This window comes from Halorientalis pallida (assembly GCF_049605515.1).
Lineage (GTDB): Archaea > Halobacteriota > Halobacteria > Halobacteriales > Haloarculaceae > Halorientalis > Halorientalis pallida_A.
In genome coordinates, this window is the sequence record NZ_CP187158.1 from 1,669,840 (window position 1) to 1,691,304 (window position 21,465).

A 21,465-nucleotide genomic window follows, 5' to 3' on the forward strand; every position below is an offset into this window, starting at 1 on the left:
CTACCGAGTTATCTATTCAACAGTTGACAAAAATCGACGACCAATAAGCGCCCTCTATTCAGCAGCTCAATCTGAGAATCTCCCCTGATTGGTATATTCCTTAGCGATCAATTCGCATATTCATCCTCTGGGCTGTTTCACTCGGAGTCACACGAAACTAGCATCCGCGCGCCGAAGGCGCGCGATTCCCCGGACGCGAGCCGGCGGCTCGCGTCCGGCAGTTTTTCGCCCACGTTTTTACAAGGAGCGGTGCGCCGGAGGCGCACCCGACGCAGTAAAAAGGTGGCTAGTCGTCGGCGAGGACCTGCTCGGGTTCGTTCTCGATCAGGCGGTCGATGGCTTCGACCATGGCCTCGACGGACGCTCTGGTGATGTCGGCGTCGGAGACGGCGACGGTGACGGAGTTGTCGCCGCGGGACATCTCCACTTCGACGGTGACGACGGCGTCGGTGCCGCCGGTGATGGCGTCGACGTGGTAGGAGTCGAGACTCGCGTCGGCGGCGTGGCCGAGCGCCTGCTGGACGGCGGAGACGGCGGCGTCGACGGGGCCGTCGCCGTGGCCCGACGCGACGCGTTCTTCGCCGTCGACTTCGACCCGCACGGAGGCGGTCGGGGTGCCCGAGCCGCTGGCGGCGGTCATCTCCAGGAGCTTGACGCGGCGGTCCCGATCCTGGCCGACGACCTCCTCGGCGATGGTGAGCAGGTCGGCGTCGGTGACGCGCTTGCCGCGGTCGCCGATGGCCTTGACGCGCTCGACGACTTCGTCGATCTCGTCGTCGTCGGCGTCGATGCCGTGTTCTGCGAGGGCGGCCTCGACGCCGGCGCGGCCGGCGTGTTTCCCGAGGACGAGCCGGCGCTCCCGACCCACCTTCTCGGGCGGGTAGGGCTCGTACATGGCGTCGTCCTTGAGGGTGCCGTCGGTGTGGATGCCGCTCTCGTGGGTGAAGGCGTTCTCGCCGATGACGGCCTTGTTCGGGGCCAGCGGGACCCCCGTCGAGCGGGAGATCAGCTGTGCGAGGTCGTACACCTCGGTCAGGTCCATCGGCTCGACGCCGTAGCCGTGGTCCAGCGCGATGGCGACCTCTTCGAGGGCGACGTTGCCGGCCCGTTCGCCGATGCCGTTGATCGTGCCGTGGACGAGGTCCGCACCCGCGGCGACGGACACGAGGGCGTTCGTCACGGCCAGCCCGAGGTCGTCGTGGGTGTGGGTGCTCGTCGGGCCGAGTTCGGTCATCGGCTTGATCCGTTCGAGCGTGTCGTCGGGCGTGGCGTGGCCGACCGTGTCCGCGTAACAGATGCGGTCGGCCCCGGCGTCCATCGACGCGCTCATGAGTTCTTCGAGGTAGTCGACGCGCGCACGGGAGCCGTCCTCCGCGATGACTTCGACCCAGAGGTCGTGGTCTTTGGCGTAGGCGACCAGTTCCTCCGTGTTCTGGACGTTCTCCTCGTGGGTCGTCCCGACTTTCGTCTCGATGTGCTTGTCACTGCCCGGGACCACGATGGTCACGCCGTCCACGTCGCAGTCGAGTGCGAGGTCGACGTCGTTTTCGATCCCGCGGCAGAAACTCGTGATCGTCGCGTCGAGATCGAGGTCGGTCACGCGCTTGATCGTCTCGCGCTCGCCCGGCCCGGTGCAGGCGCTGCCGGCCTCGATGAAGTCGATCTCTGCTCGATCCAGTCCGCGGGCGATGCGCGCTTTCTCCTCGGGCGTCAGCGACACGCCCGGCGCTTGCTCGCCGTCGCGAAGCGTCGTATCGAGGAACTGTACGTCGTCGACGTCACTCGGGTCCCGGAGCTGTGGGTGGCTCCCGAAGAAGCTACTCTCTGTCACAGTGTGTCCACCATCAGGCAGAACCGAGAATTTCGCGCCCAGCCGCCTTGCGGCGACTTCCTCTATCCTCCGTCGGTGTATGGTCCGACATTGTACCCCAGAGTAGGCCGATGCTCGCGCTTTAATCTATTGGATTCGACACAGCGGCCGACCGCGCGACTCACTCGGCCGCGTCGGGGGCCGGTTCGCCTGCGGCCGACTGCTCGTCGTCGGTCGATTCCGCGTCGCCGGACGACGCCTCGCGCTCGACGACCACGCGGTCACCGACCGCGACGCCCTCGGCGCTACCGGCGGCGAGTTCGACGATGGTGTCGGCCTTGGCGACGCCGATGCCCGTCCAGGGCGAGAGCGTCGCAACCTTGACCACTTCCTCGTCCCGCAGCCAGAGAACGTCGAGGGGTGTCCGGACGAACAGCATGTGGATCACCCGCCGGGGAACCGTGTCGAGCAACCGATAGACGAACCCGGGATCGCCGAACTCGAAGACCAGCGCGTAGTCGTCCGACACCGTGGACTGGCCCATCAACCCGACGGTCTGTGAGACGAACGAATCTGCGAGGTCGACGGTCGTCGCCAGCGCTCGCCGTTCACCATCGGCCTCGTGCACGACGCGCATACCCCTCGCTCGCCCGGTGCCGACAAAACGTTTTGGTCCGTTTCCACGTGCGGACGCAGCCCCGACCGGGAGCCGTCGCATCGTCCGTCCACGCCCCGGGGACGCGATCCTCGCACACGAGGGCAAAGTTTCAACCGTGAGAACTGGAGCGGATAGTTAAAACTGGAGTGTCCGAAAAACGAACCATGGCCAGTGAACTCTCCGGCGTGGCCCTGGCGTATTACGGACTCCCGCCAGTGGCGGTACTGCTACACGTCGGACTGGGCTACTGGATATACCGGAATCACTGGGACAAGCGCGGTGCGAGGTGGTTCGTGGGGATGCTCGCGCTCGGCGGCATCTACACCGCGATCACGTCCGTCCAGCTATTTCTCCCCTCACGGGAAGCGAAGGTACTTCTCACGACGATGGGTGGATTCTTCGGCCTGACGTCCTACGTTGCCTTCGCTGGCTTCGCGGGGACGTACACGGAGACGCAGTACCACCGGCATCCAGTGGTCGTCGTCATCCTGGCGAGCATTCCGGTGGGCTACCTCGTGATGGCTCCCTTCCAGACGGCCGGGAATATCTGGATCACCGACGTCTGGATCGAGACCGAACCGTTCCGGTATCTGGCCTTCGAACCGGGGCCAGGACTCCTGTTCATCATATTCCTGTCGTACGTGGTCGGGTTCTACAACCTGTACAAACTGGTCGTGTATCTGCTGTCGACCTCGAAGCGCGCCACGAAACAACTCGCCTTGCTGATGGCTGGTTCGCTCAGTATCGTCCTCATCGCGACAGTGAGTAACCTGGGGTTGTTCCCCGCGGAACACTTCTATCACGGCGCCTACGCCACGATTCCGTTCATCCTGTTGACCACACTGGCCCTGTTCCGATTCGATCTGCTGAACGTCCAGCCGGTGGCGCGCAACGCCGTCGTCGAGAACCTCCGGGACCCCGTCCTCGTCCTCGACGACGAGGGACGTGTCGTCGACTTCAACGCCGCCAGCACCCTGATCTGGCCCGCCCTCGACGACCACATCGGCGAGCCCTTCGAGGCCGCCTGTCCAACGCTCGCCGGGGAAGTCGACCCGGCCGACGAGGACGGGGAAGCGAACCGACTCACCCTCCCGACCGACGGCCGCGACCGCCACTACTCGGTCACCGTCTCACGAGTCGCCCGGCGCGACGGCGACGACGAGTGGCTGTCGGTTCTCCTGCGGGACGTGACGGCACTCGAACAGTCCCGGTGGCAACTCCAGAAACAGAACGAACGCCTCGATCAGGTCGCCTCGACCATCTCCCACGACCTGCGCAACCCCATCAACGTCGCCGACGGCTACACGGAGATCCTCCAGCGCATGATCGACGAGGACGGGCTCGACCCCGAGGAGACAGAACAGGCGCTGGACCACCTCGGCGAGATTCAGACCAGCCACGACCGGATGGAGGCGATCATCGACGACATCCTCACCATCGCCCGCGAGGGCAAAACCGTCGAGGAGACCGAACGCGTCTCGCTGGCCACCGCCGCCGAGGACGCCTGGGCCAACGTCGACACGAAAGCCGCCACCCTCACCGTCAGCGAGGATCGGATGCTCCAGGCCGACCGCTCGAAGTTCCTCTCGATCCTCGAGAACCTCCTCCGGAACGCGCTCGATCACGGCCCAGACGACGTGACTGTCGAAGTAGGGGCGACCGACGACGGCTTCTACGTCGCCGACGACGGCCCCGGTATTCCCGCGGAACACGCGGACAACGTCTTCGAGTACGGCTACACCACCACCGACGAGGGGACCGGACTCGGCCTGTCTATCGTCAAGACCATGGCCGAATCCCACGGCTGGACCGTCGAGTACGACGCCGCCTTCGACGACGGCGCACGTTTCGTGTTCAGTGTGGGGAGCAGCGAACCCATCGGCGAAGCGCAGTCGGCCGTCGTGGAGTGACCGAGCGCGGACCTGCGGACCCGGCCGACCGCTTTCGGGACCTGTAACTGGACGGGAATCTATATTTGTCGATTGCTATCTATCGACATGGTCGTCTCGGCGGTCTATCTGGCGTACGTCGGCCTGCCGGTCCTGACGGCCGTCATCGGCGTCGGGTTGATCTACTGGATCTACCGGTTACAGTGGGATCGGCCCGGCGCGAAGACGTTCGTCCTGCTCTTGCTCGTCGGGAAGGTGTGGGTGCTGTCGCTGGTCGCCCACATCGTCGTGTCCGATCCGACACTCCAGTGGACGGCCGCGATGCTGGAGACGAGCGCCGCCTTCGGCTCGTACGGTCTGTTCGCCGTGTTCGTCTCCCAGTACACCGGGTCGGGATTCCACCGGCATCCGGTCGCGCAGGTCGCGCTCGCCGTCCTCGTCGGCGGGGTCACCGTCCTCTCCTTCACCAACTGGGCACACGGACTGCTCTACCAGCGGCTCGTCCCCCACCGGACGCCCTTCACTTATTACGAGTTCGTCTACGAACCCGGCTTCATCGTGTTCATCGTCCTGCTGGCGGTGGTGATCGGCTACGCCTGGACGGTGCTGGTGAAGTACCTGCTCTCGACCTCCCAGCGGTCGGAGGTGCAGTTGGTCCTCCTGCTGGCGGGCGGACTCGCCATCGCGCTCGCGCAGGTCCTGGGGAAGACGGGCGTCTTCCCGGCCGAAGGGCTGGCCCACGCCGCCTACGGCGCGCTCCCGTTCAACGTCCTGACCACTGTGGCGCTCTTTCGGCTCCGCCTGTTCGACATCCAGCCGGTGGCGCGCAACGCCGTCGTCGAGAACCTCCGGGACCCCGTCCTCGTCCTCGACGAGGACGGCCGACTCGTCGACTTCAACGAGGCCAGCACGCGCGTGTGGGACGGTCTCGACGCCCACGTCGGCGACCCGCTCGGCGTGGCCTGTCCGGAGCTGATCGACGTGGTCTCGTTCCCCGAGTCGGGCGAGGAGACCGCCGGCCGGCTCACCCGTCGGTTCGACGACGCGGAGCGGCACTACTCGGTCAACGTCTCGCGGGTCAGCCGCGGCCGCGACGACCGGCGCTGGTACTCCGTCCTGTTGCGGGACGTGACCGCACTGGAGCGGTCCCGCTGGCAACTCCAGACACAGAACGAGCGCCTCGATCAGGTCGCCTCGACCATCTCTCACGACCTGCGCAACCCCATCCAGGTGGCCGACGGGTACGTGGAGATGCTTGACGAGATGGTCGGCGCGGACGGGCTGGACGCCGCCGACGCCGACGAAGCAATGGAGTGCCTGCGAAAGACGAGCGAGACCCACAGCCGTATGGAGGCGATCATCGATGACGTACTCACCATCGCGCGCGAGGGCAAGACCGTCGAATCGACCGAACGGGTCGCCCTCTCGACTGTCGCCCGCGACGCCTGGGAAAACGTCGATACCGGCGCGGCGACCCTGACCGTGACCGAGGACCGCCGGCTCCAGGCCGACCGCTCGAAACTGCTGACGATCTTCGAGAACCTCCTCCGGAACGCACTGGATCACGGGCCCGACGACGTGACCGTCGAGGTCGGGGCGACCGCGGACGGCTTCTACGTCGCCGACGACGGCCCCGGCATCCCCGCGGAACACGCCGACAGCGTCTTCGAGTACGGCTACACCACCACCGACGACGGCACCGGGCTGGGGCTCTCCATCGTCGAGACCATGGCCGAGTCACACGGCTGGACCGTCGAACTGGAGCCACCGGGCGGCGAAGCGGCGTCCACGGGGACGCGGTTCGTCTTCACCGGTGTCGGCGGTGGCCCGGTCGTCGACGATCAGGATCCACAGCCGGCGATCTGATTCGGTCAGTCGTCGGCCGGGCGGGACGCGCCACCGGTGGCGGCCGCGTCGGGCTGGTCGGACGCGTCCGGAAGCTGGAACCGGCCCAGGAGGTCGGTCAGGTCGGTCGCTTCGGCCGACAGGGATTCGGTCTGGTCGGCGACCGTCGAGACCGAGGCGGTCTGCTGTCGGGCGGCCGCGGCGACGGTCTCGGCCTCCGCGGCGGTCTCCTCGCTGATCGAGGCCACCTCGTCGACCATGTCGACCACACCCTGTGTGGTCTCGGCCTGGTCGTCGGTCGCCGTCGAGATCTCCGCGACGCTCGTGTGTAACTCGCCGACGACCGCGACGATGTCCTCGAAGTTCGACAGCGTTCCCTCGACCGTCGCGATGCTGTCGGTCACCTGGTCGTTCATCTCGCGAGCGGTCGCGGCGGTGTCGTCGGCCTCGCGCTGGACCTCGGCGATGAGTTCGGACATCTCGTCGGCGGAGTCGCGGGCCTCGTCGGCCAGCGCCTTCACTTCGTCGGCGACGACGGCGAACCCCTCGCTGTCCTGGCCGGCCCGGGCGGCCTCGATGGAGGCGTTCAGCGCGAGCAGGTTCGTCTCCTCGGCGATGGCCTCCACGTCGGCGACGATCTCGTCGATCCGGCCGATCTTGGTCGCGAGGCCGGCCACGTCCTCGGCGGTGCGGTCGATGCGTGCCTCGACGCGGTCGAGTTCGTCGATGGCGTCCGCGGCGGCCTCCCGGCCCGAGCGCCCCCGCTGGGCGGCTTCCTCGGCGGTGTCTGCGACCTCGTCGGCCGAGGCCGCGATCTCCTCGACCGTCGCCGAGAGCGTGTTCATCTCCGTCGCGATCTCCTGGAGCCGGTCGCTCTGGGTGGCCGCCCCCTGAGAGATCTCCTCGGTCGAGCCGGCGATCTCGTCGCTGGCGCGGTCGATCTCGGCGACCGAGGACTGCAGGTCGTCGCTCGTGTCCGCGACCGCGCCCGCGAACGCCGCCACGTCGCCGATGGTGTCGGCCAGCGTCCCCAGGAGATCGTTGTAGTTCTCGACGACGACCGCGTGGCCCTCGTCGTCGGCGTCCAGTTCGACCGTCGCGGTCAGGTCACCCTCACGGGCCTGCTCGGTCGCGTCGGCGAAGGCCGCGGCCATCTCCTCTAGGTTCGCCGACCGTTCCTGGAGTTCGGCGGTCATCGCCTCCAGTTCCGTCGTGTAGCCTTCGAGTTCCTCGGCCATCGTCGACAGCGACTCGCCGAACTCGCCGGGAACCGTCTCGTCCAGCGCCGGTGCGTCGAACTCCTGGCGAGCCAGGGCGTCGGCCTGCCGGGAGACCGTGGTGAGGTACTCGCTCATGTCGGCGACGGCGTTGGTGAGCGAACCCACCTCGTCGGGCTGGTCCGACCGGGGCGCACTCACGTCGAGGTCGCCGGCGGCCACGGCCGCGACGGTCCGTTCGAGGTCTTTGATCGGTGCGACCAGATCTTCGCGGGTGATCAGGAGCGTGTTCAGGAAGGCGACGACGGCCGCGGCGACCAGCGCGCCGACCAGCGCGACGCGGACCAGCCCGGAGACCAGAAACGGGAGGACGGCCTGGGCCAGCGAGATCGCAAACTGGATCGCCACCGCGGCGACGACCTTCCGCTCGACGGAGCCGGTCACGCCGAGCCGATCCATCGTCCCCCAGAGCAGGGACCGATACCTGTCGAGAACTGCGTCCATATACTTCGACCGTCTCGGTGGATGGGTTTTAACGCTCCCCCGATTCTCACTGAGTGAAATCTCAAACGGAGAGAGAAAGAGAGTAGACGGACTTCAGTCGGATTGGATTCATCGTTGAGATCTGCGTGGGGCGTGAGTCGGTCCCGAAGCCGGACGCCCGGGCGACCGGGATCGAGAGCCGGGCGATTGAAGCGGCTGTCGGCCCAGAGGCGTGGTATGGAGAAGACGCCGACCGGCACCACCGTCGGGGTGGACGACCCCTACGCACACGTCGACCGGTGTGACCACCTCACCGACGCGGGGAAGTGTCGGTTCGCGGTCGAACAGGGCGACCGTGATCCGGCCTTCGCCGACGCCCGTAGCGCCGAGGCGTTCCAGTGTCCGGTCGCCGGCGACCTCGACGAGGAGGGGCTGACCGGTCCCTGGGAGTGGGCCGACTGTCCCCACTTCCGCTGTCGGGACCACGGCCGCCGAGACAAGGGTGGCGCGACCGCGAGTCGGGAGTGTGCCCGCTGTGGACTGGAAGCCCGACGGCTGGCCCACTCCGACGAGCGGCCCCTGCTGGAGGAACACCACCTCTCGTACGCCGATTCGGCCGAGACGGACGGCGATCCGAGCCACGAGATCACCGTCGTCCTCTGTCGCTGGTGTCACTCGAAGGTCCACGACTCGTGGGCGCGCATCGACGACGACGTGAATCCCGACGCCGAGGCCATCGCCGAGGCCGAATCCCGGCGCGCCCGCGAGCAGGACGAACTCGACTTCTCGTCGGCGGCCGAGCGGTTCGACCGCGACGGCTGAGTTCCGGGCGACTTATCCGTCCCGTCGGTCTGTATCCTCGCAATGACGCGTATCGACGTGGTCGACAACCACGGCCAGTTCACCCACCTGGAACACCGCGCGCTCCGTGACCTGGGCGTGGACGTGGAACTCATCGACAACACCACCCCGCCGGCGGAGGTCGACGCCGACGGCCTCGTCCTCTCGGGCGGCCCGGACATCGACGACATCGGGAACTGTCCCGACTACCTCGACCTGGACGTGCCGGTGCTGGGCATCTGTCTCGGCATGCAGATCATCGCGGCCGAACTCGGCGGCCGGGTCGACGCCGGCGACTACGGCGGCTACGCCGACGTGACCGTCGAGATCACCGACGACACCGACCCCCTGATCGGCTCGCTCGCACCCGAAACGCGGGTGTGGGCCAGCCACGCCGACGAGGTCAAGGAGGTCCCCGAGGGGTTCACCCGGACCGCAAAGAGCGACGTGTGCGGCGTCGAAGCCATGAGCGACGCCGAGCGGAATCTCTACGGCGTCCAGTGGCACCCCGAGGTCTCCCACACCGAAGAAGGGGAGGCCGTCTTCGAGAACTTCCTCGAAATCTGCGAGTGAGCGGTCTCTGGGCCGTCGATCCGCCATTTGCCGGCACAGCGGGCCTGAGAGGACCCATTTCCGATCCGTATGTGAACGGTTCCCTACAGTCAGGAAGGCATCAAGAACTATAGCGGAGGGGAATCGAACCAGCAACAATGACCCAGACTCAGGGCGATCTCGCCGGGCTCTCGCGGTTCATCTTCCGCGCGCCCAACTGGTACTCGACCATGACGTTCGCCCTCGTAATCGCCGCCGTCACCGGCGTCGCCGTCTTCGACGGCCGGTACGTCCTCGGTGACGCGTGGGAAGGGATCTTCTTCGTCGGCCTGCCGACCATCGCCGCGAGCGTCCTCACGCCGTACGTCGACGGTCGGCTCGGCGGGCAGTTGACGCCCAACCGCGCGTCGCTCCTGGCGCTGACCTGTGAACTCGTGACCGTCGCTGTGCTGATGGTCGCGGGCGTACTCGTCCTCGTCACGGGGCCAGTCCAGGAGCTGGTACTCACAGAGCCCGTCGTCGGCACGCTCGGCCAGCAGTTCGTCTTCGACGCGCTCTTGCTGGCGCTGGCCTCGATCTTCGCGATCCGGCTGTTCGTGATCGTCGCCGTCTCCAGACACTCCCTGCCCGTCGCGGCGATCCCCGCCAGCATCCAGACCGTCGCCGCCGCCGTCTTGCTTTTCATCTACAGCGGGACGCTCCGGTTCCTGGAGGTCGGTGGCCCGATCCTGAACTCCTATCTCTCCCGGCCACAGGCGGCCCCGCCGGAACTGACGGTGGTCATCCCGCGGGACTTCGTGTTGCTGGGCGTGGTCTGTCTCGTCTACGCCGGCGGCGTCGCACTCTTCCTCCGGGCCATCGACTCCCCGTGGCGGCGCAGTCTCGACGTGTCCGTCCTGGATTTCGTCCGCGGGTTCATCGGCCACATCGCCGAGGGGACCCGCGAACTGGAGGACTTCTTCGAGGAGATCGGCGAGGAGGCGATGGTCCCGGTCACCGTCCTCGTCTTCCGGACCGAGAACGGCGCGGAGAAAGCCCGCTTCGTCCTGCCGATGATCCACCCCGGCCCGATGGGCGATATCGGCGGCGGCAACCTCCCCGAGCGCGTCGCCCGCCGGGCCGAGGGCCTCGCCTTCCCGCCCCACGCGACCGCCGGCCACGACTTCAACCTCGTGACCGAACGGGAGGTCGACACCATCCTCGAGGCCGCGGACAGCGCCATCGGCGAGATCGAGTTCACCGACGAGGCCACCGTCTCCGTCCGGGCCAGCGAAGGCGACGCGAAACTCGTCGGGCAGGCCTTCGGCGACGACGCCCTGGCCGTGGCGACCTACGCTCCCGAGTTCGCCGACGACGTGGAGTACGCGGTCGGCCTCTCGGCGGCCGCCGAAGCCCGCTCGGCCGGCCTCGACGACGTGATGCTCGTCGACGCTCACAACAGCAACAACGGCCTCGAAGGCGAGGACCTGGGCCACGTCACGCCGGGGAGCAGGCGCTCGTTCGACATGATCAGCGGTGCCGGCGAAGTGGGGGAGCGACTCGTCGACGCCGAGCGGGGCCAGCCGAACCTGGGCGTCGCCTGGGACGAGACGCCCTGGGAACCCGAAGACGGGATCGGCCCGCTCGGGGTCCGGGTGGCCGTCCTCGAAGTCGGCGACCACCGCACCGCATACGTGCTGGTCGACGGCAACAACATGGAACCGGGCCTGCGCGGCAAACTCGTCGACGCCATCGAGGGCGTCGACCACGCCGAGGTGATGACGACCGACACGCACATCGTCAACACCGTCGAGGCCGACAACCAGGTCGGCGCGGCCATCGACGACGACGAACTGGTGGCCATCGTCACCGAACTCGTCGAGCAGGCCACCGACGACCTCGAACCGGTCGAGGCGGGCATGGCCTCCGAACGCGCCGCGGTGACCGTCTTCGGCAACGACCGGACCGAGACGCTCGCGTCGCACGCCAACGCGATGATCTCGATGGGCGCGACGCTGGCCGCGGCCGTCATCGTCGCCGTCCTGACCATCTCGATTTTCCTCTTTGCCCTCGCGTAGTTACCGAATCTGATAACCCGACGGGACGTTTTAAGCCGCGGCCAGTCCGAGCGTCGGGAAACGGCGGGCGACCGCCGGGGACCCGACGATGCAACCGCCACTGGCACCGGAGAACACGAGCGCCGCGACCAGCCGACCGGCGCGCTGGGTCGTCTACGGCGTCTGCCTGTTCCTGTGTCTGCTCGCGGTCTCCGGTCCGGCCGCGGCCGCGGGTGTCGACACCGCCGCCGCGAGTGGCACCACCCCACTGGCCCAGTCGGACTGTTTCGGGCCGGACACGTTCGAGGGGGTGGCCGGCGACACCGTCGAGATATCGACCAGTTGCGGCGGCTACCTCCTCGTCGGCGGCGACAAGACGGTCGAGTCCTCGTCGAACCGGAACTTTCTGGACCTGCTGTACGTCTCCGGTGGGACGACGTTCACCGTCAACACGCGCCTGCTGGGTACCGACCAGTCGGCCTACTCCGGGGGCGTCGTCAGCTACGCCCAGAAGTACGGCGCGGACACCGCACCCGAAGACACCTCGGAGTTCGACGGGTTCGAGTTCGTGAACGAGGACGGCGAGGAGATCGCCGACACCCTCGAAGAGTTCAACGAGCAGGTCGGCATCACGCGACTCCCGCGGCCGGTCCAGCCCGCCCGCTACCGTCTGCTGGCGGGAGCCAACGAGACGCTCGTCCTCGGCGACGACGACGTGCCCTATCTGGAGGAGCCGCTCGACCGGTCGAACCTCAGGCTGACCAAACCGAGTTTCGAGGGGGACCTCGAACGGAGCATCGCGCCCGAAGGCGCGGCCGACGAGGACTTCGCACCCGCGACCGACCGGGACTGGGTCGCGGCCGGCGACCGCGTGCGGATCAGCGGCTTCTCGACCGCCGGATACCGGGGGGCGCTCGCGACCATCGACGGCGACGGCCTCGACCAACTCCGAACCCTGCTCGACTACCCCGAAGGCGTCAACGTCACCATCGAACACCTCAATCCCGGGACGAACCAGGAACCCGAACAGGTCACGTTCGACAGCGCGAACGCGCAGGACCTGTTCGTCGACTTCGCCGACGGCGAGTCGTCGTTCTCGATGGTCCTCGACACGTCTGCGGGGACGTGGTTCGGTACCCGGTCGGCCCCCGGCGACCGGTTCCGGGTGACCTACGAGTTCGAGGGGACGGCCGGCAAGGAGTATCGCTTCCCCGGCGGAAGCGGGTTGCCGGGACCGTTCACCGCCCAGGCGACGGGCGATCCGGACCGTAGCGAACAGTACCCCTACTTCGACACCGATGAGACGACCGTCGAGTCGACGACGACGTTCACCGTCGTCGAACCCCGGATCGAGTTCAGCCAGGACCAGTTGACCAGCGACGGGGCCTTGATCGTCGGCGAGAGCGGCCAGTACCGGCTCACCGGGACGACGACGTACGCGCCCGGGACCGACGTCGAGATCCAGCTCATCTCCCGGGACGACCCGCCGCCGACGAAGATCCGGATCGACGACGTGTCCATCACGGCCGACGGCAACTTCCGGACGCCGGCCGTCAGCTTCAGCGAACTCGACCCCGAGTACCCGGTCGAAGCCGAACTGTTCCTGCGCGACCGGCTCGTCGACCGTCGCCCCGTCGTCATCGCCGACGACCCCGACAACCCGGCCGAACTCGCGCTGGTCGAGGCCACCTCGTCGGTGACGATCACCGAGGGCGAGTCGCTGTCGGCACTCAGCGCCACGGTCGAGAACACCGGCGTCGCCGACGGGACCGCGAACGTCAGACTGCGGATCGACGGCGACCTCTGGGGCAATCGAACGGTCACCGTCACGCCGGACGGGAACCGAACGCTCAGGTTCGACAGCTCCTACCCCTCGCTCCCCCCAGGAGAGTACCCCTACACCGTCAGACTGGCCAGCAAGGACCGGACGCTCTCGGGCACGCTCGTGATCGAACCGCGGGCGACCCCCGAGCCGACGACCACCGCCCAACCCGATACGCCGAGTACGGCTCGGCCGCCGACCACGACATCGGACGACACGCCGGCGTCGCCCCCGACGCGGACGGTGACGGCGACGGCGACACCCGGTCCGACGACCACCGCCACGACGAACGCCTCCGCGCCGAGCGAGGACGAGGGGTCACTGCTCGGCGGCCTCGTCGGCTACGTCACGTCGGTCGTCCCCTACACGCTGGGCTCGACGGTGTTCGTGATCCTCGCGTACGTGGTCGCGCGGGCGGTCGTCGCCCGGCGCGGCGGCAGCGAGAGCGCCTCCTGAAGAATTACTCCTCGAACAGGTCGTCCACGGCGGATCGCGCGGTCAGCGCGGCGTCGTCGGCGACCTGTTCGGGGTCGCGCGTGTCCGAGGGTGCGTTGAGGTACACGTCCACTTCGAGAATCCCGTCCTCGAAGGTGACGGTCACGTCGAGGTCGGTGACCTCGGACTGTTTGTAACGGGAGAAGACGACCCCCTCCGCCGCGTCGGCGGCCGTCTCGACGACTTCCTCGTCGGTCGGCTCGCCCATCCTATGCGCCGCCGGCACCGGGACCCATCGGGCCGCCACCGCCGCCGGCGCCGCCGAGCAGCTGCTGGAGCTCCTGCTGGAGTTCCTCGAACTGCTCCTGGACGCGCTCTTCCTGCTTTTCGAGCGTGTCGACGCGCACTTCGAGGCTCTCGACGGACTCCTCGAGGTCGTCTTTAGCTTCGTCGTACTCGGTCTTGACGAGCAGTTCGCCGACCTCGCGGTACATCGTGGTGTCCTCGTCCACGTCGTCGAGTTCGTCGAGCGCGTTCTGGGACTCCGTGAGCTGTGTCTCGGCCTGCTGTTTCTGGGCGGCGACCTGCTGTGCCGTCTCCTGAAGGTCCTGTAGCTCCTCGATTTTCTCCTGTGCTTCCGGCGGCAGATTACCCTGCATACCCGGACTCTCGGCATCCGGAGTGAAAAACCCACGCATCTCACCACTCCGGCGACGGCGCGGGCGGACCCGTCGGTCACAGGTCGAAGCGTCAGCGAGGAACGGAGGGCGGCGGGGTGGGCGGCGAGCGGCGAGAGGACGGCCGAGCGATCAGGATTCGGCCTGCGGACCGTCGTCGACGGCCTCGACGTGTTCGGCCCACTTCTCGACGGTCGGCTGGCCCCAGTAGCGTGCGGTGTTGCTCCGCGGGTCGTAGTCGACGATGCCCGCCTCGTCGAGTTTCGGCAGGTGGCGGTGGTGGAGGTTGATCGCGAGCCGTTCGCGTTCCTCGTCGCTCGCGTCTGGCGCGAGCGCGTCGACGAGGTCCGAGAGCGTCGCCACCTCGATGCCCGTCCGCCGCAGGAACAGGCAGACGCGGCGTCGACAGTCGTTCGAGAGCAACTCGAACACGTCGTCGATGGGTGGTGTCACTACCGCACGGTTCGTGCCCAGCGGATTCGTCGCGTTCGGGGGCCGAACTGATCGTTCGGGCTGATGGTCGTCTCTCATGGAGGCTACACACGTACTCGTGTGTCCAGCCGCATGATATGGATACCTAGCTGTCTAGGTGCGGCCGTCGTCGAAGTACGTCGAGAGCAGTTTCCGCTCGGCGTGCCGGAGGTGCTGGTGGAAGGTCGGCGATGAGATATCGAGCGACTCGGCCACGTCCTCGGCGGTGCTGTCGCGCGGCCAGTCGAAGTACCCACCGAAGTACGCCGCCGACAGCGCCGCTCGCTGTCGGTCGGTGAGCTTGTCGTCGACGCCTTCACACGGTGCCTCGGACGCCTCGGGCCAGCCGTCGCCCTCGCGTTTGGCCGCGAGCGTGACGCCGCCGAACCGTTCGTCCAGTCGCTCGGTCAACGCCCGGAGGTCGAACCCGCGGGGGGCGGCCGCTTCGACTGTCACTTCGCCGGCCTCGGCCTCGACCGCGACGGGTTTGACGCCGGACTCGAACAGGACGGACGTGATCGACGGTCTGACCCGCGCCTCGAAGACGGCGTGGTCGTCGGTCTCCGTCACCAATCGGAGCGAGTCGGGGTCCGGTGTCCCCGACTCGTCGGCCAGTGCCTGTACGTCCCCAGGCGGTGCGGTGACGGCGACGTAGTGGAGGCGGCCTTCGCCGGACGCTTTCGCCGACCCGAGCAGTCGACAGGTGCAGTCCAGGTTCGCCGAGACGGTTCCGAAGAACGTCTCCGGCTCGTCGAGTTCGAGCGTCATCTCGATGGGCACGTCGGACTCGATGAGCTGGCGGTTCTGCGTGGCGCTGATCGCGAACCCGACCATCTCGCCCAGCACCTCGAAGGCCTTGATCTCGCGGTCGCTGAACGCGCCGGGTCGGTCCGCGTACACCGCCAGCATTCCGTGGGTCACCGTCCGGTGGGTGAACGGGATGACCGCGACCGACCGGAACCCGTGATCCAGCGCCGGTTCCCGGAACGGTTCGAACAGCGGGTCCGACTCCACGTCGTGTGTGACCGTCACTTCGCCGGTCTCGAACGTCTTGGCGGCCGGCCCGGCGTCCTCGTGATCCGCCTCGGCCGGAATCTGGACTTCCTCCAGGTACTGGGCGCCCTCGCCGGCCCAGGCCTTCGGCTCGACGAACGGTTTGCCCGGGCGACGCACACCCGTGAACGCGAAGCGATACAGCGAGGAGCCGCCCAGCCGCTCACAGACCGTCTCCTCGATCTCCTCGGCCGTCGCGGCCGACGCGAGCGCACCGATGGTCTCCTGGACGAGTTCGTTGATCCGGTTGAGCGTCTCCAGTTCGTCGCGCTGGTTCCGGAGTCGTCGTTCGCTCTCTTTGCGTTCGGTGATGTCACGGACGACACCGACGGTCCCGGCGAACTCATCGTCGTCCAGCGGCAACAGGGAAAAGCGGTTCTCGACGGGGATCTCATCGCCTTCGGCCGTCCGGAGCGACCCCTCGACCGTCCCGACCGACCGCTCGCCGTCGAGCATCTCCTGGCGTTGCTCGCGGGCTTCCGTGACGACGTCGTCGGAACCGAACCACCGCGCGTCCAGTCCCTCGAAGGCCGCGGGATCGAACCCGAGTTGTTCCTCGGCCGCTCCGTTGACCATCCGCACGTCGTGGTTCTCGTCGGTCATGTAGACCCCGTCGCTCATCGTCTCGACGAGCGTCTCGTAGCGCTGGAGTTCCTCCGTACGCTCCCGGAGTTGCTCCTCGCGGTCGGCCCGCCTGAACGCCGACTCCACGTCCGCCGCGAACAGCCGCCCGAGTTCGCGGTGGGTCTCGTCGAACGATCCCGGCGCCGTCGAGGCGATGCTGATCATCCCGTACCCCTCGATGGGGAGCAAGAGCGCGCTTCGGGCCGGGTCGTAGTCGAAGTCGGTGTCGAGGTCGCGCATATCGTCGACGACGACCGGCTCACCGCCCTCGTAGGCCGCACCGACGAACCCCTCGCCGACCGCGTAGGTCGGCGGCATCTCGTCTAGCCTGTCGTCCTCGGTCGCAACCGCGACGGGTTCGAGGCGACCGTCGTCGGTCACCATTCGGACGCCCGTCGTCGCGAACGCGAAGTGCCGCTGTGAGACTTCGGCGGCCGTCTCCGCGACCTCGCGGTGGGTCTCGGCGGCCATCAGGTCCCGGGTCCCGCAGTGGAGCTGTTCGAGCAACTCCGCGCGTTCCCGGCGGTCGCTCACGTCCCGGATCAACCCCAGCGCCGCGAGGTCGCCCTCGAGCGGCGTGAACCGGACCTCGATGGGGAACTCCTCGCCGTCGCCGTCGACGCCTGTCCCCTGGATCGTCGCGACCGACGTCCCGTCGCGCTCGACCAGTTCCTGGCGGGCTCTGATCCCCTTCTCGGCCGTCTCCTCGGTGACGAACTCGGCGAGGTGTGCGCCCACGATCGTCCCGGGGTCGCGCCCGAACAGCTCCGCGAGCGTGTCGTTGGCTTCCTTCAGCCGCAGGTCGTCACCCATGACGTAGACGGCGTCGCCGACGGTTTCGAGGATCGTCTCGTAGCGTTCGAGTTCGCGCTCGCGCTCCGTGCGTTCGGAGATGTCCCGGATCAGCCCGATGGTCGAGTACTCCTCGTCGTCGACCAGCCCGAACCGCCCCTCGACCGGCACCTGCGTGCCGTCTTCACGGTGCAGGTCGAACTCCATGGTCGTGGCCACGTCCTCGCCGGCCTTGAGCGCGTCCGACCGCCTACCTGCGATTTCGGCCGTCTCCATGTCGGTGAACTCCGAGACGTGTCGCCCCAGGATGTCCTCGCGGTCGGCACCGACCAGCTCCGCCATGGCGTCGTTGACCTTCCGGACGTAGCGGTCGTCGTCGGCCACGTACACCCCGTCACCGATGGTGTCCAACAGCGACTTGTACCGCCGGAGATCGCGTTCGCGTTCCTTGCGCTCGGTGATGTCGCGGACGAGGCCGATGGTCGCGTACCCCTCGTCGTCCACCAGCGAGAACCGCCCCTCGACGGGAATCGAACTGCCGTCCTTCCGGACGAGGTCGTACTCGACGGTCTCGACCGTCCGGTCGGTCTCCTGCAGGGCGACCGCGAGTCTCCTGCTGCGGTCGGCCGCCTCCGGATCCATGAACTCCGAGAAGTGCATGCCGAGTATCTCCTCGCGGTCGTACCCGGCCAGTTCCGTCATGGCGTCGTTGACCTTCGCGACCCGCAGGTCGTCGTCGAGGACGTACACGCCGTCACCGACCGTCTCCAGGAGCGACTTGTACCGCGAGAGGTCCCGTTCGCGCTCCCGGCGGTCGCTCACGTCCCGTGCTGTGCCGGCGAGACCCCAGACCACCCCGTCCTCGTAGAGCGGCGCGGCCGTGACCTCGTGTGGAATCTCCCGCCCGTCCGCGGTTTCGAGGTGGAACTCCTCGGTCACCTCCTCGCCGGCCGCGACGCGGTCGAGCGCGTCCGCCGCCCGTTCGCGGTCGCGGTCCGCGACCAGCGTCAGCGGGTCCATCTCGGCGAGTTCCCCCTCGGAGTACCCCAGGACCGCCTCGAACTTCTCGTTCCAGTCGACGAGACGACCCGACCGGTCGAACACGTACAACAGGTCGGTCAGCGTGTCGAGAATCGTCTGTGACGCGTCGTCGGGGTCCGGCCACTCGCTGCGGCTGTCCGGATCGACCCACCAGTCGCCCTGGTGCCCCAGCGCCCGACTCATCCGTGCCCCCCTCCCCAGACGAACGTCGCCAGCCCTGGTAGCGACGGCTGTTCGATCATATGCCGGTCTAGTCGAAGCGTCTGATAAGCGTACCGGCGGTGTCAGAGACTGCCACAGGCGACCGCGTCGGCCCGCTCGCCGACCGAGACGAGCGTCGACCAGGTGTTGATCCCGGCCCGGAGCGCGACCAGGTCGTCGGCCTCGACGGTCACCGTCACGGTCGCACCCTCGCGGTCCAGCGTCGCCGCCGTCCGGTCGCCGGCGATGGCACCGACCTCTGGCCGGACGCTTCGCTCGACGGTTCGGGCACGACGCTCGCCTTCGAAGGTGAACTCCAGAACGGCGTCGTGGGCGCGCGCCACGCTAGTTGACGTCGACTTCCTTCACGTCGCGGCTGCGCTCTTTCAGCAGGACGCGGTGGCCACAGTACGGACAGCGGACGCCGCCGTACTCGTCCAGTTCCACGTCGCGCTTACAGCGGGAACACTTGTAGCTCATTACTCGTCGTCTTCGGACAGGGCCGCGCGGATCGAGCGCGTGACGGTCTTGCCACCGGGCGTCTCGGGGCGGTACGTGCCGCCCGCGAACTTGTAGTCGCAGTAGCCACACTGCCAGATACCGGTGCCCTGGCGCTCGACGGACTCCTTGCCGCACTCGGGACACTCGTGTTCGTCGCGCATGTCGTCCTCGATGTCCGCGACGCGGCGTCGTGCGACGCGGCCGTAGCGAGCGCCGAACCGGCCGGCGCTCCCCGTCCGTGCCTTGTCTTTGGCCATAGTACCGTTGTATCGGCACAGGCCGCTCATAAACCCTGCGTGTTCGGACGGCCGGGCACGGGTGAAACTACTCCCGCAACCCGGCCTCGTCCAGCGCGTCGTTCAGGTCCGCACGGACCTGCTCGCCCAGCTCGCGGTCGCCCGCGGTCGTCACGACACGGTTCTCCTGCACGCTGGAACCGTCCCGGATCAGCAGGCGAACGTTCCCGTTGGCGTCGGCCCGCGTGGCCTTCGCGCGGACGCCGCCCCGCGACCCCGACCCGCTCGCGTCGATGGGGCCCGGGATGATCTTCTTGACGTGCGGGTGGCCCGCGACCGTCTCGATGGCCTGCTTGCCCGCGCGCTCGCCGATGAGCGTCGTGTGTGACCCGCCGAGGATGTCGGCCGTCGAGGCTTCGACGACCTCCAGCGCGGGTCGGCCCTTTCGCTCGACCACGGCCGTCACGGGGTCGTCGCCGGTCACGCGGTAGAACTCGTAGTGGACCTGCCCGCGAACCGCCCGGAGCACGGTTCTGTCGCCCGTCGCGTACACTTCCTCGGGCCGCTTGCGCCTGATCTCGTCGGCGATCAGGCCGGCGAAGTTGCGCAACTCGATCACGTCGGCCTCGCCGTCCGGGTCCTCGGGCGTCGTGGTGATCGTCCGCTGGCTGACGGTCTCGTCGTCCAGCAGTGTCGTGACCGTCGCGCGGTCGCGTTCGAGGTCCAGCACCACCGTGTCGGCGTTGGCCGTCCGACAGACCAGGCAGTAGTCGCCCGGTCGGTCGAGTTCGCTAGCGCACTGCCGACACTCCATGTCACCGTGTCGGAGAGTCGGCGGGATAAGCGAGACGGTTCGGGTCGCCAGGAGCCCCGTTCCGAGCCGGCTATCCCAGATCCGCGGGATCGACCTTCAGGTACTCCCGCAGGAGAACCGTCGCGTAACTCCCCTTCGGCAGTGCGAAGGAAAACGAGAGCGGGTCGCGCTCGGTCTCCAGTTCGGTCCGCACCAGCACCGCCCGCCGAGTCCCCGTCGAGTGGAACTCCCCGGGCAGGTCGAAATCTGCAGGGCCGATCCCCACGTCGTCCAGCACCTCGCGCTCGATCTCGCCGGGTTCGCCGTCGCCCAGTTCCGTCTCGGTGCCTACCAGCGGCGCGGTGACGAACGCCCGCCCGCGCTCGCAGTGGCGCGTCACGGTGTCGACCCGGTTCTCGTCGACGCGCTGGAGCCGGTCGGTGTCGGGCACCGTCAACTCGGCCGGTGCGTCGCTGTCGGTGAAGCAGACCACGTCGCCCCCGACCGGCCGGTCGAAGGGCAGGTCGCGGGCCAGTCGCTCCGACAGAATCCGGTTGAACACGTACGACTGGGCGGCGTTGACGACCAGTTGCTGGAGATTGCTCGGCATCGTCTCCAGGGCCGCCCGGAAGTCGGCCGGGTCGTCGGCATCGCGGTCGACCAGTTCGTGCACCATTGCTCGCTCGTAGTTCAGATAGCCCGGCAGGGCGTCGAGAGCGGCCTGCCAGTCACGGGAGCCGGCTGCGATTTCCTCGACGCGTTCGCGGGCCGTCTGGGTCTCCTCGGGTTCGCGTTCCGAGGGGCGGCCGACGTAGGCCAGCACCGCCGCCTCCCAGTTCCCGCGGACGACTTCGAGGCCGACCTCGTGGGTGATCGGCCGGTGGCTCCCGAACCGTTGCTGGCCGAAGTAGTTGGGCACGCCCACGGTGACGGGGTCGTCCGCGGCTGCGTCGGCACCCTCGTCGTCTCCAGTCGCACCCGCGAACGTCCGGAGGTCGTCGGTGATGGCGTCGACCAGATCCGGCCGTTCAGGATCGCGGACGGTGACCTCGAAGGCGTTGCCCGCCAGGTCGCCGAAGAAGATGGGGCGCCCCGTCCGGCCCAGCACGTCGATGTCGGCGTTCGAGAGGGCCACGTCGGCGACGGTCTCGGGGTCGGCGTCGGCGACAGAGAACAGCTGGGTCGTGACGGCGTGTTTGTCCTTCGTGCCGGCCCAGGAGATGCGTTCGCGGCTGGATTCCAGCGCGTTCGAGAGGGCGCTCGCGAAGTCGTTGGTGTCCCAGCCGGTGAGTGTGGCCCGCAGGAGGACGTGGGGATACGCGCCGGGGTCGGCGTCGACCGGTTCGGGCTCGAACGCCTCGATCTCGGTGACCCGGAAGTCCTCGGGGTCGGCGCGCAGGCGGCCGCCGACGCCCGCGGCGTCGCTCACGTAGTACTCCATCCCGACGGCGCGCTCGACGGGGTCGGCCTCGCGCATCAGCCACCCACC

At 68.0% G+C, this 21,465-nt stretch carries 18 protein-coding genes; 6 read left to right on the top strand and 12 right to left on the bottom strand.

Going from position 1 to position 21,465, the window contains the following annotated elements; genetic code table 11:
- Positions 1-286: 286 nt before the first annotated feature.
- Together ACOZ4N_RS10270 and ACOZ4N_RS10275 are read right to left on the bottom strand one after the other, a co-directional pair.
- Positions 287-1,831, bottom strand: coding sequence for a (R)-citramalate synthase (locus ACOZ4N_RS10270; protein WP_424019833.1), 1,545 nt, complete (start codon positions 1,829-1,831; stop codon positions 287-289).
- Positions 1,832-1,991: 160 nt separating this feature from the next.
- Complete coding sequence (locus ACOZ4N_RS10275) at positions 1,992-2,447, bottom strand: DUF192 domain-containing protein (protein ID WP_424019834.1); 456 nt, start codon at positions 2,445-2,447, stop codon at positions 1,992-1,994.
- 185 nt (positions 2,448-2,632) lie between these two features.
- On the opposite strand from ACOZ4N_RS10275, the gene ACOZ4N_RS10280 reads away from it, so the two are divergent.
- Together ACOZ4N_RS10280 and ACOZ4N_RS10285 are read left to right on the top strand one after the other, a co-directional pair.
- Entirely contained in the window at positions 2,633-4,378 is a 1,746-nt protein-coding gene (locus ACOZ4N_RS10280) for an ATP-binding protein (RefSeq protein ID WP_424019835.1), read from the top strand.
- An 87-nt stretch (positions 4,379-4,465) separates the two neighbouring features.
- The gene (locus ACOZ4N_RS10285) at positions 4,466-6,223 is read left to right on the top strand and encodes a histidine kinase N-terminal 7TM domain-containing protein (protein WP_424019836.1); all 1,758 of its coding nucleotides are present in this window, start codon (positions 4,466-4,468) and stop codon (positions 6,221-6,223) included.
- Between the two features lie 5 nt (positions 6,224-6,228).
- Here ACOZ4N_RS10285 and ACOZ4N_RS10290 read toward each other — a convergent pair whose 3' ends face one another.
- The gene (locus tag ACOZ4N_RS10290; protein ID WP_424019948.1) at positions 6,229-7,878 is read right to left on the bottom strand and encodes a methyl-accepting chemotaxis protein; all 1,650 of its coding nucleotides are present in this window, start codon (positions 7,876-7,878) and stop codon (positions 6,229-6,231) included.
- Between the two features lie 261 nt (positions 7,879-8,139).
- On the opposite strand from ACOZ4N_RS10290, the gene ACOZ4N_RS10295 reads away from it, so the two are divergent.
- The 4 genes from ACOZ4N_RS10295 (at position 8,140) to ACOZ4N_RS10310 (ending at position 13,608) form a co-directional block, all read left to right on the top strand.
- Positions 8,140-8,724 (top strand): DUF7097 family protein, encoded by a 585-nt coding sequence (locus ACOZ4N_RS10295; RefSeq protein WP_424019837.1) that lies wholly within the window; start codon positions 8,140-8,142, stop codon positions 8,722-8,724.
- 42 nt (positions 8,725-8,766) lie between these two features.
- Positions 8,767-9,315, top strand: coding sequence for a GMP synthase subunit A (locus ACOZ4N_RS10300; RefSeq protein ID WP_424019838.1), 549 nt, complete (start codon positions 8,767-8,769; stop codon positions 9,313-9,315).
- A gap of 137 nt (positions 9,316-9,452) precedes the next feature.
- Positions 9,453-11,351 (top strand): DUF2070 family protein, encoded by a 1,899-nt coding sequence (locus tag ACOZ4N_RS10305; RefSeq protein ID WP_424019839.1) that lies wholly within the window; start codon positions 9,453-9,455, stop codon positions 11,349-11,351.
- An 88-nt stretch (positions 11,352-11,439) separates the two neighbouring features.
- A complete protein-coding gene (locus ACOZ4N_RS10310) occupies positions 11,440-13,608 on the top strand; it encodes a hypothetical protein (RefSeq protein WP_424019840.1) in 2,169 nt (722 codons plus the stop codon).
- A 4-nt stretch (positions 13,609-13,612) separates the two neighbouring features.
- On the opposite strand, the gene ACOZ4N_RS10315 is transcribed toward ACOZ4N_RS10310, so the two are convergent.
- From ACOZ4N_RS10315 to truD, 9 genes are all read right to left on the bottom strand, one after another.
- Positions 13,613-13,855, bottom strand: coding sequence for a DUF3194 domain-containing protein (locus tag ACOZ4N_RS10315; protein WP_424019841.1), 243 nt, complete (start codon positions 13,853-13,855; stop codon positions 13,613-13,615).
- A gap of 1 nt (position 13,856) precedes the next feature.
- On the bottom strand, positions 13,857-14,246 hold the full coding sequence (locus tag ACOZ4N_RS10320; protein WP_424019842.1) for a prefoldin subunit beta: 390 nt from the start codon (positions 14,244-14,246) through the stop codon (positions 13,857-13,859).
- Positions 14,247-14,396: 150 nt separating this feature from the next.
- Positions 14,397-14,795 carry a DUF7344 domain-containing protein gene (locus tag ACOZ4N_RS10325; RefSeq protein ID WP_424019843.1) on the bottom strand — a complete coding sequence of 133 codons (399 nt, stop codon included), beginning with the start codon at positions 14,793-14,795 and terminating at the stop codon, positions 14,397-14,399.
- 54 nt (positions 14,796-14,849) lie between these two features.
- Positions 14,850-18,428, bottom strand: a complete 3,579-nt coding sequence (locus ACOZ4N_RS10330; protein ID WP_424019844.1) for a PAS domain S-box protein — start codon at positions 18,426-18,428, stop codon at positions 14,850-14,852.
- 101 nt (positions 18,429-18,529) lie between these two features.
- Positions 18,530-18,790, bottom strand: a complete 261-nt coding sequence (locus tag ACOZ4N_RS10335; RefSeq protein ID WP_424019845.1) for a KEOPS complex subunit Pcc1 — start codon at positions 18,788-18,790, stop codon at positions 18,530-18,532.
- 1 nt (position 18,791) lies between these two features.
- Positions 18,792-18,926 carry a DNA-directed RNA polymerase subunit P gene (locus ACOZ4N_RS10340; RefSeq protein WP_077205698.1) on the bottom strand — a complete coding sequence of 45 codons (135 nt, stop codon included), beginning with the start codon at positions 18,924-18,926 and terminating at the stop codon, positions 18,792-18,794.
- Positions 18,926-19,204, bottom strand: a complete 279-nt coding sequence (locus ACOZ4N_RS10345; RefSeq protein WP_424019846.1) for a 50S ribosomal protein L37ae — start codon at positions 19,202-19,204, stop codon at positions 18,926-18,928. Before ACOZ4N_RS10345 ends, ACOZ4N_RS10340 begins: the two co-directional genes overlap by 1 nt.
- Positions 19,205-19,271: 67 nt before the next feature.
- Entirely contained in the window at positions 19,272-19,997 is a 726-nt protein-coding gene (locus tag ACOZ4N_RS10350) for a DUF2103 domain-containing protein (protein WP_424019847.1), read from the bottom strand.
- 70 nt (positions 19,998-20,067) lie between these two features.
- Positions 20,068-21,453: a tRNA pseudouridine(13) synthase TruD gene (truD, locus tag ACOZ4N_RS10355; RefSeq protein WP_424019848.1), complete on the bottom strand. Its 1,386-nt coding sequence runs from the start codon at positions 21,451-21,453 to the stop codon at positions 20,068-20,070.
- Positions 21,454-21,465: the final 12 nt, after the last annotated feature.

Coding starts and splice junctions, on each gene's coding strand:
- ACOZ4N_RS10315 (WP_424019841.1), bottom strand. CDS start 13,855: ATGGGCGAGCCGACCGACGAGGAAGTCGTCGAGACGGCCGCCGACGCG.
- ACOZ4N_RS10345 (WP_424019846.1), bottom strand. CDS start 19,204: ATGGCCAAAGACAAGGCACGGACGGGGAGCGCCGGCCGGTTCGGCGCT.
- ACOZ4N_RS10295 (WP_424019837.1), top strand. CDS start 8,140: ATGGAGAAGACGCCGACCGGCACCACCGTCGGGGTGGACGACCCCTAC.
- ACOZ4N_RS10300 (WP_424019838.1), top strand. CDS start 8,767: ATGACGCGTATCGACGTGGTCGACAACCACGGCCAGTTCACCCACCTG.
- ACOZ4N_RS10325 (WP_424019843.1), bottom strand. CDS start 14,795: ATGAGAGACGACCATCAGCCCGAACGATCAGTTCGGCCCCCGAACGCG.
- ACOZ4N_RS10285 (WP_424019836.1), top strand. CDS start 4,466: ATGGTCGTCTCGGCGGTCTATCTGGCGTACGTCGGCCTGCCGGTCCTG.
- ACOZ4N_RS10350 (WP_424019847.1), bottom strand. CDS start 19,997: ATGGAGTGTCGGCAGTGCGCTAGCGAACTCGACCGACCGGGCGACTAC.
- ACOZ4N_RS10305 (WP_424019839.1), top strand. CDS start 9,453: ATGACCCAGACTCAGGGCGATCTCGCCGGGCTCTCGCGGTTCATCTTC.
- ACOZ4N_RS10275 (WP_424019834.1), bottom strand. CDS start 2,447: ATGCGCGTCGTGCACGAGGCCGATGGTGAACGGCGAGCGCTGGCGACG.
- ACOZ4N_RS10330 (WP_424019844.1), bottom strand. CDS start 18,428: ATGAGTCGGGCGCTGGGGCACCAGGGCGACTGGTGGGTCGATCCGGAC.
- ACOZ4N_RS10280 (WP_424019835.1), top strand. CDS start 2,633: ATGGCCAGTGAACTCTCCGGCGTGGCCCTGGCGTATTACGGACTCCCG.
- ACOZ4N_RS10290 (WP_424019948.1), bottom strand. CDS start 7,878: ATGGATCGGCTCGGCGTGACCGGCTCCGTCGAGCGGAAGGTCGTCGCC.
- ACOZ4N_RS10340 (WP_077205698.1), bottom strand. CDS start 18,926: ATGAGCTACAAGTGTTCCCGCTGTAAGCGCGACGTGGAACTGGACGAG.
- truD (WP_424019848.1), bottom strand. CDS start 21,453: ATGCGCGAGGCCGACCCCGTCGAGCGCGCCGTCGGGATGGAGTACTAC.
- ACOZ4N_RS10310 (WP_424019840.1), top strand. CDS start 11,440: ATGCAACCGCCACTGGCACCGGAGAACACGAGCGCCGCGACCAGCCGA.
- ACOZ4N_RS10320 (WP_424019842.1), bottom strand. CDS start 14,246: ATGCAGGGTAATCTGCCGCCGGAAGCACAGGAGAAAATCGAGGAGCTA.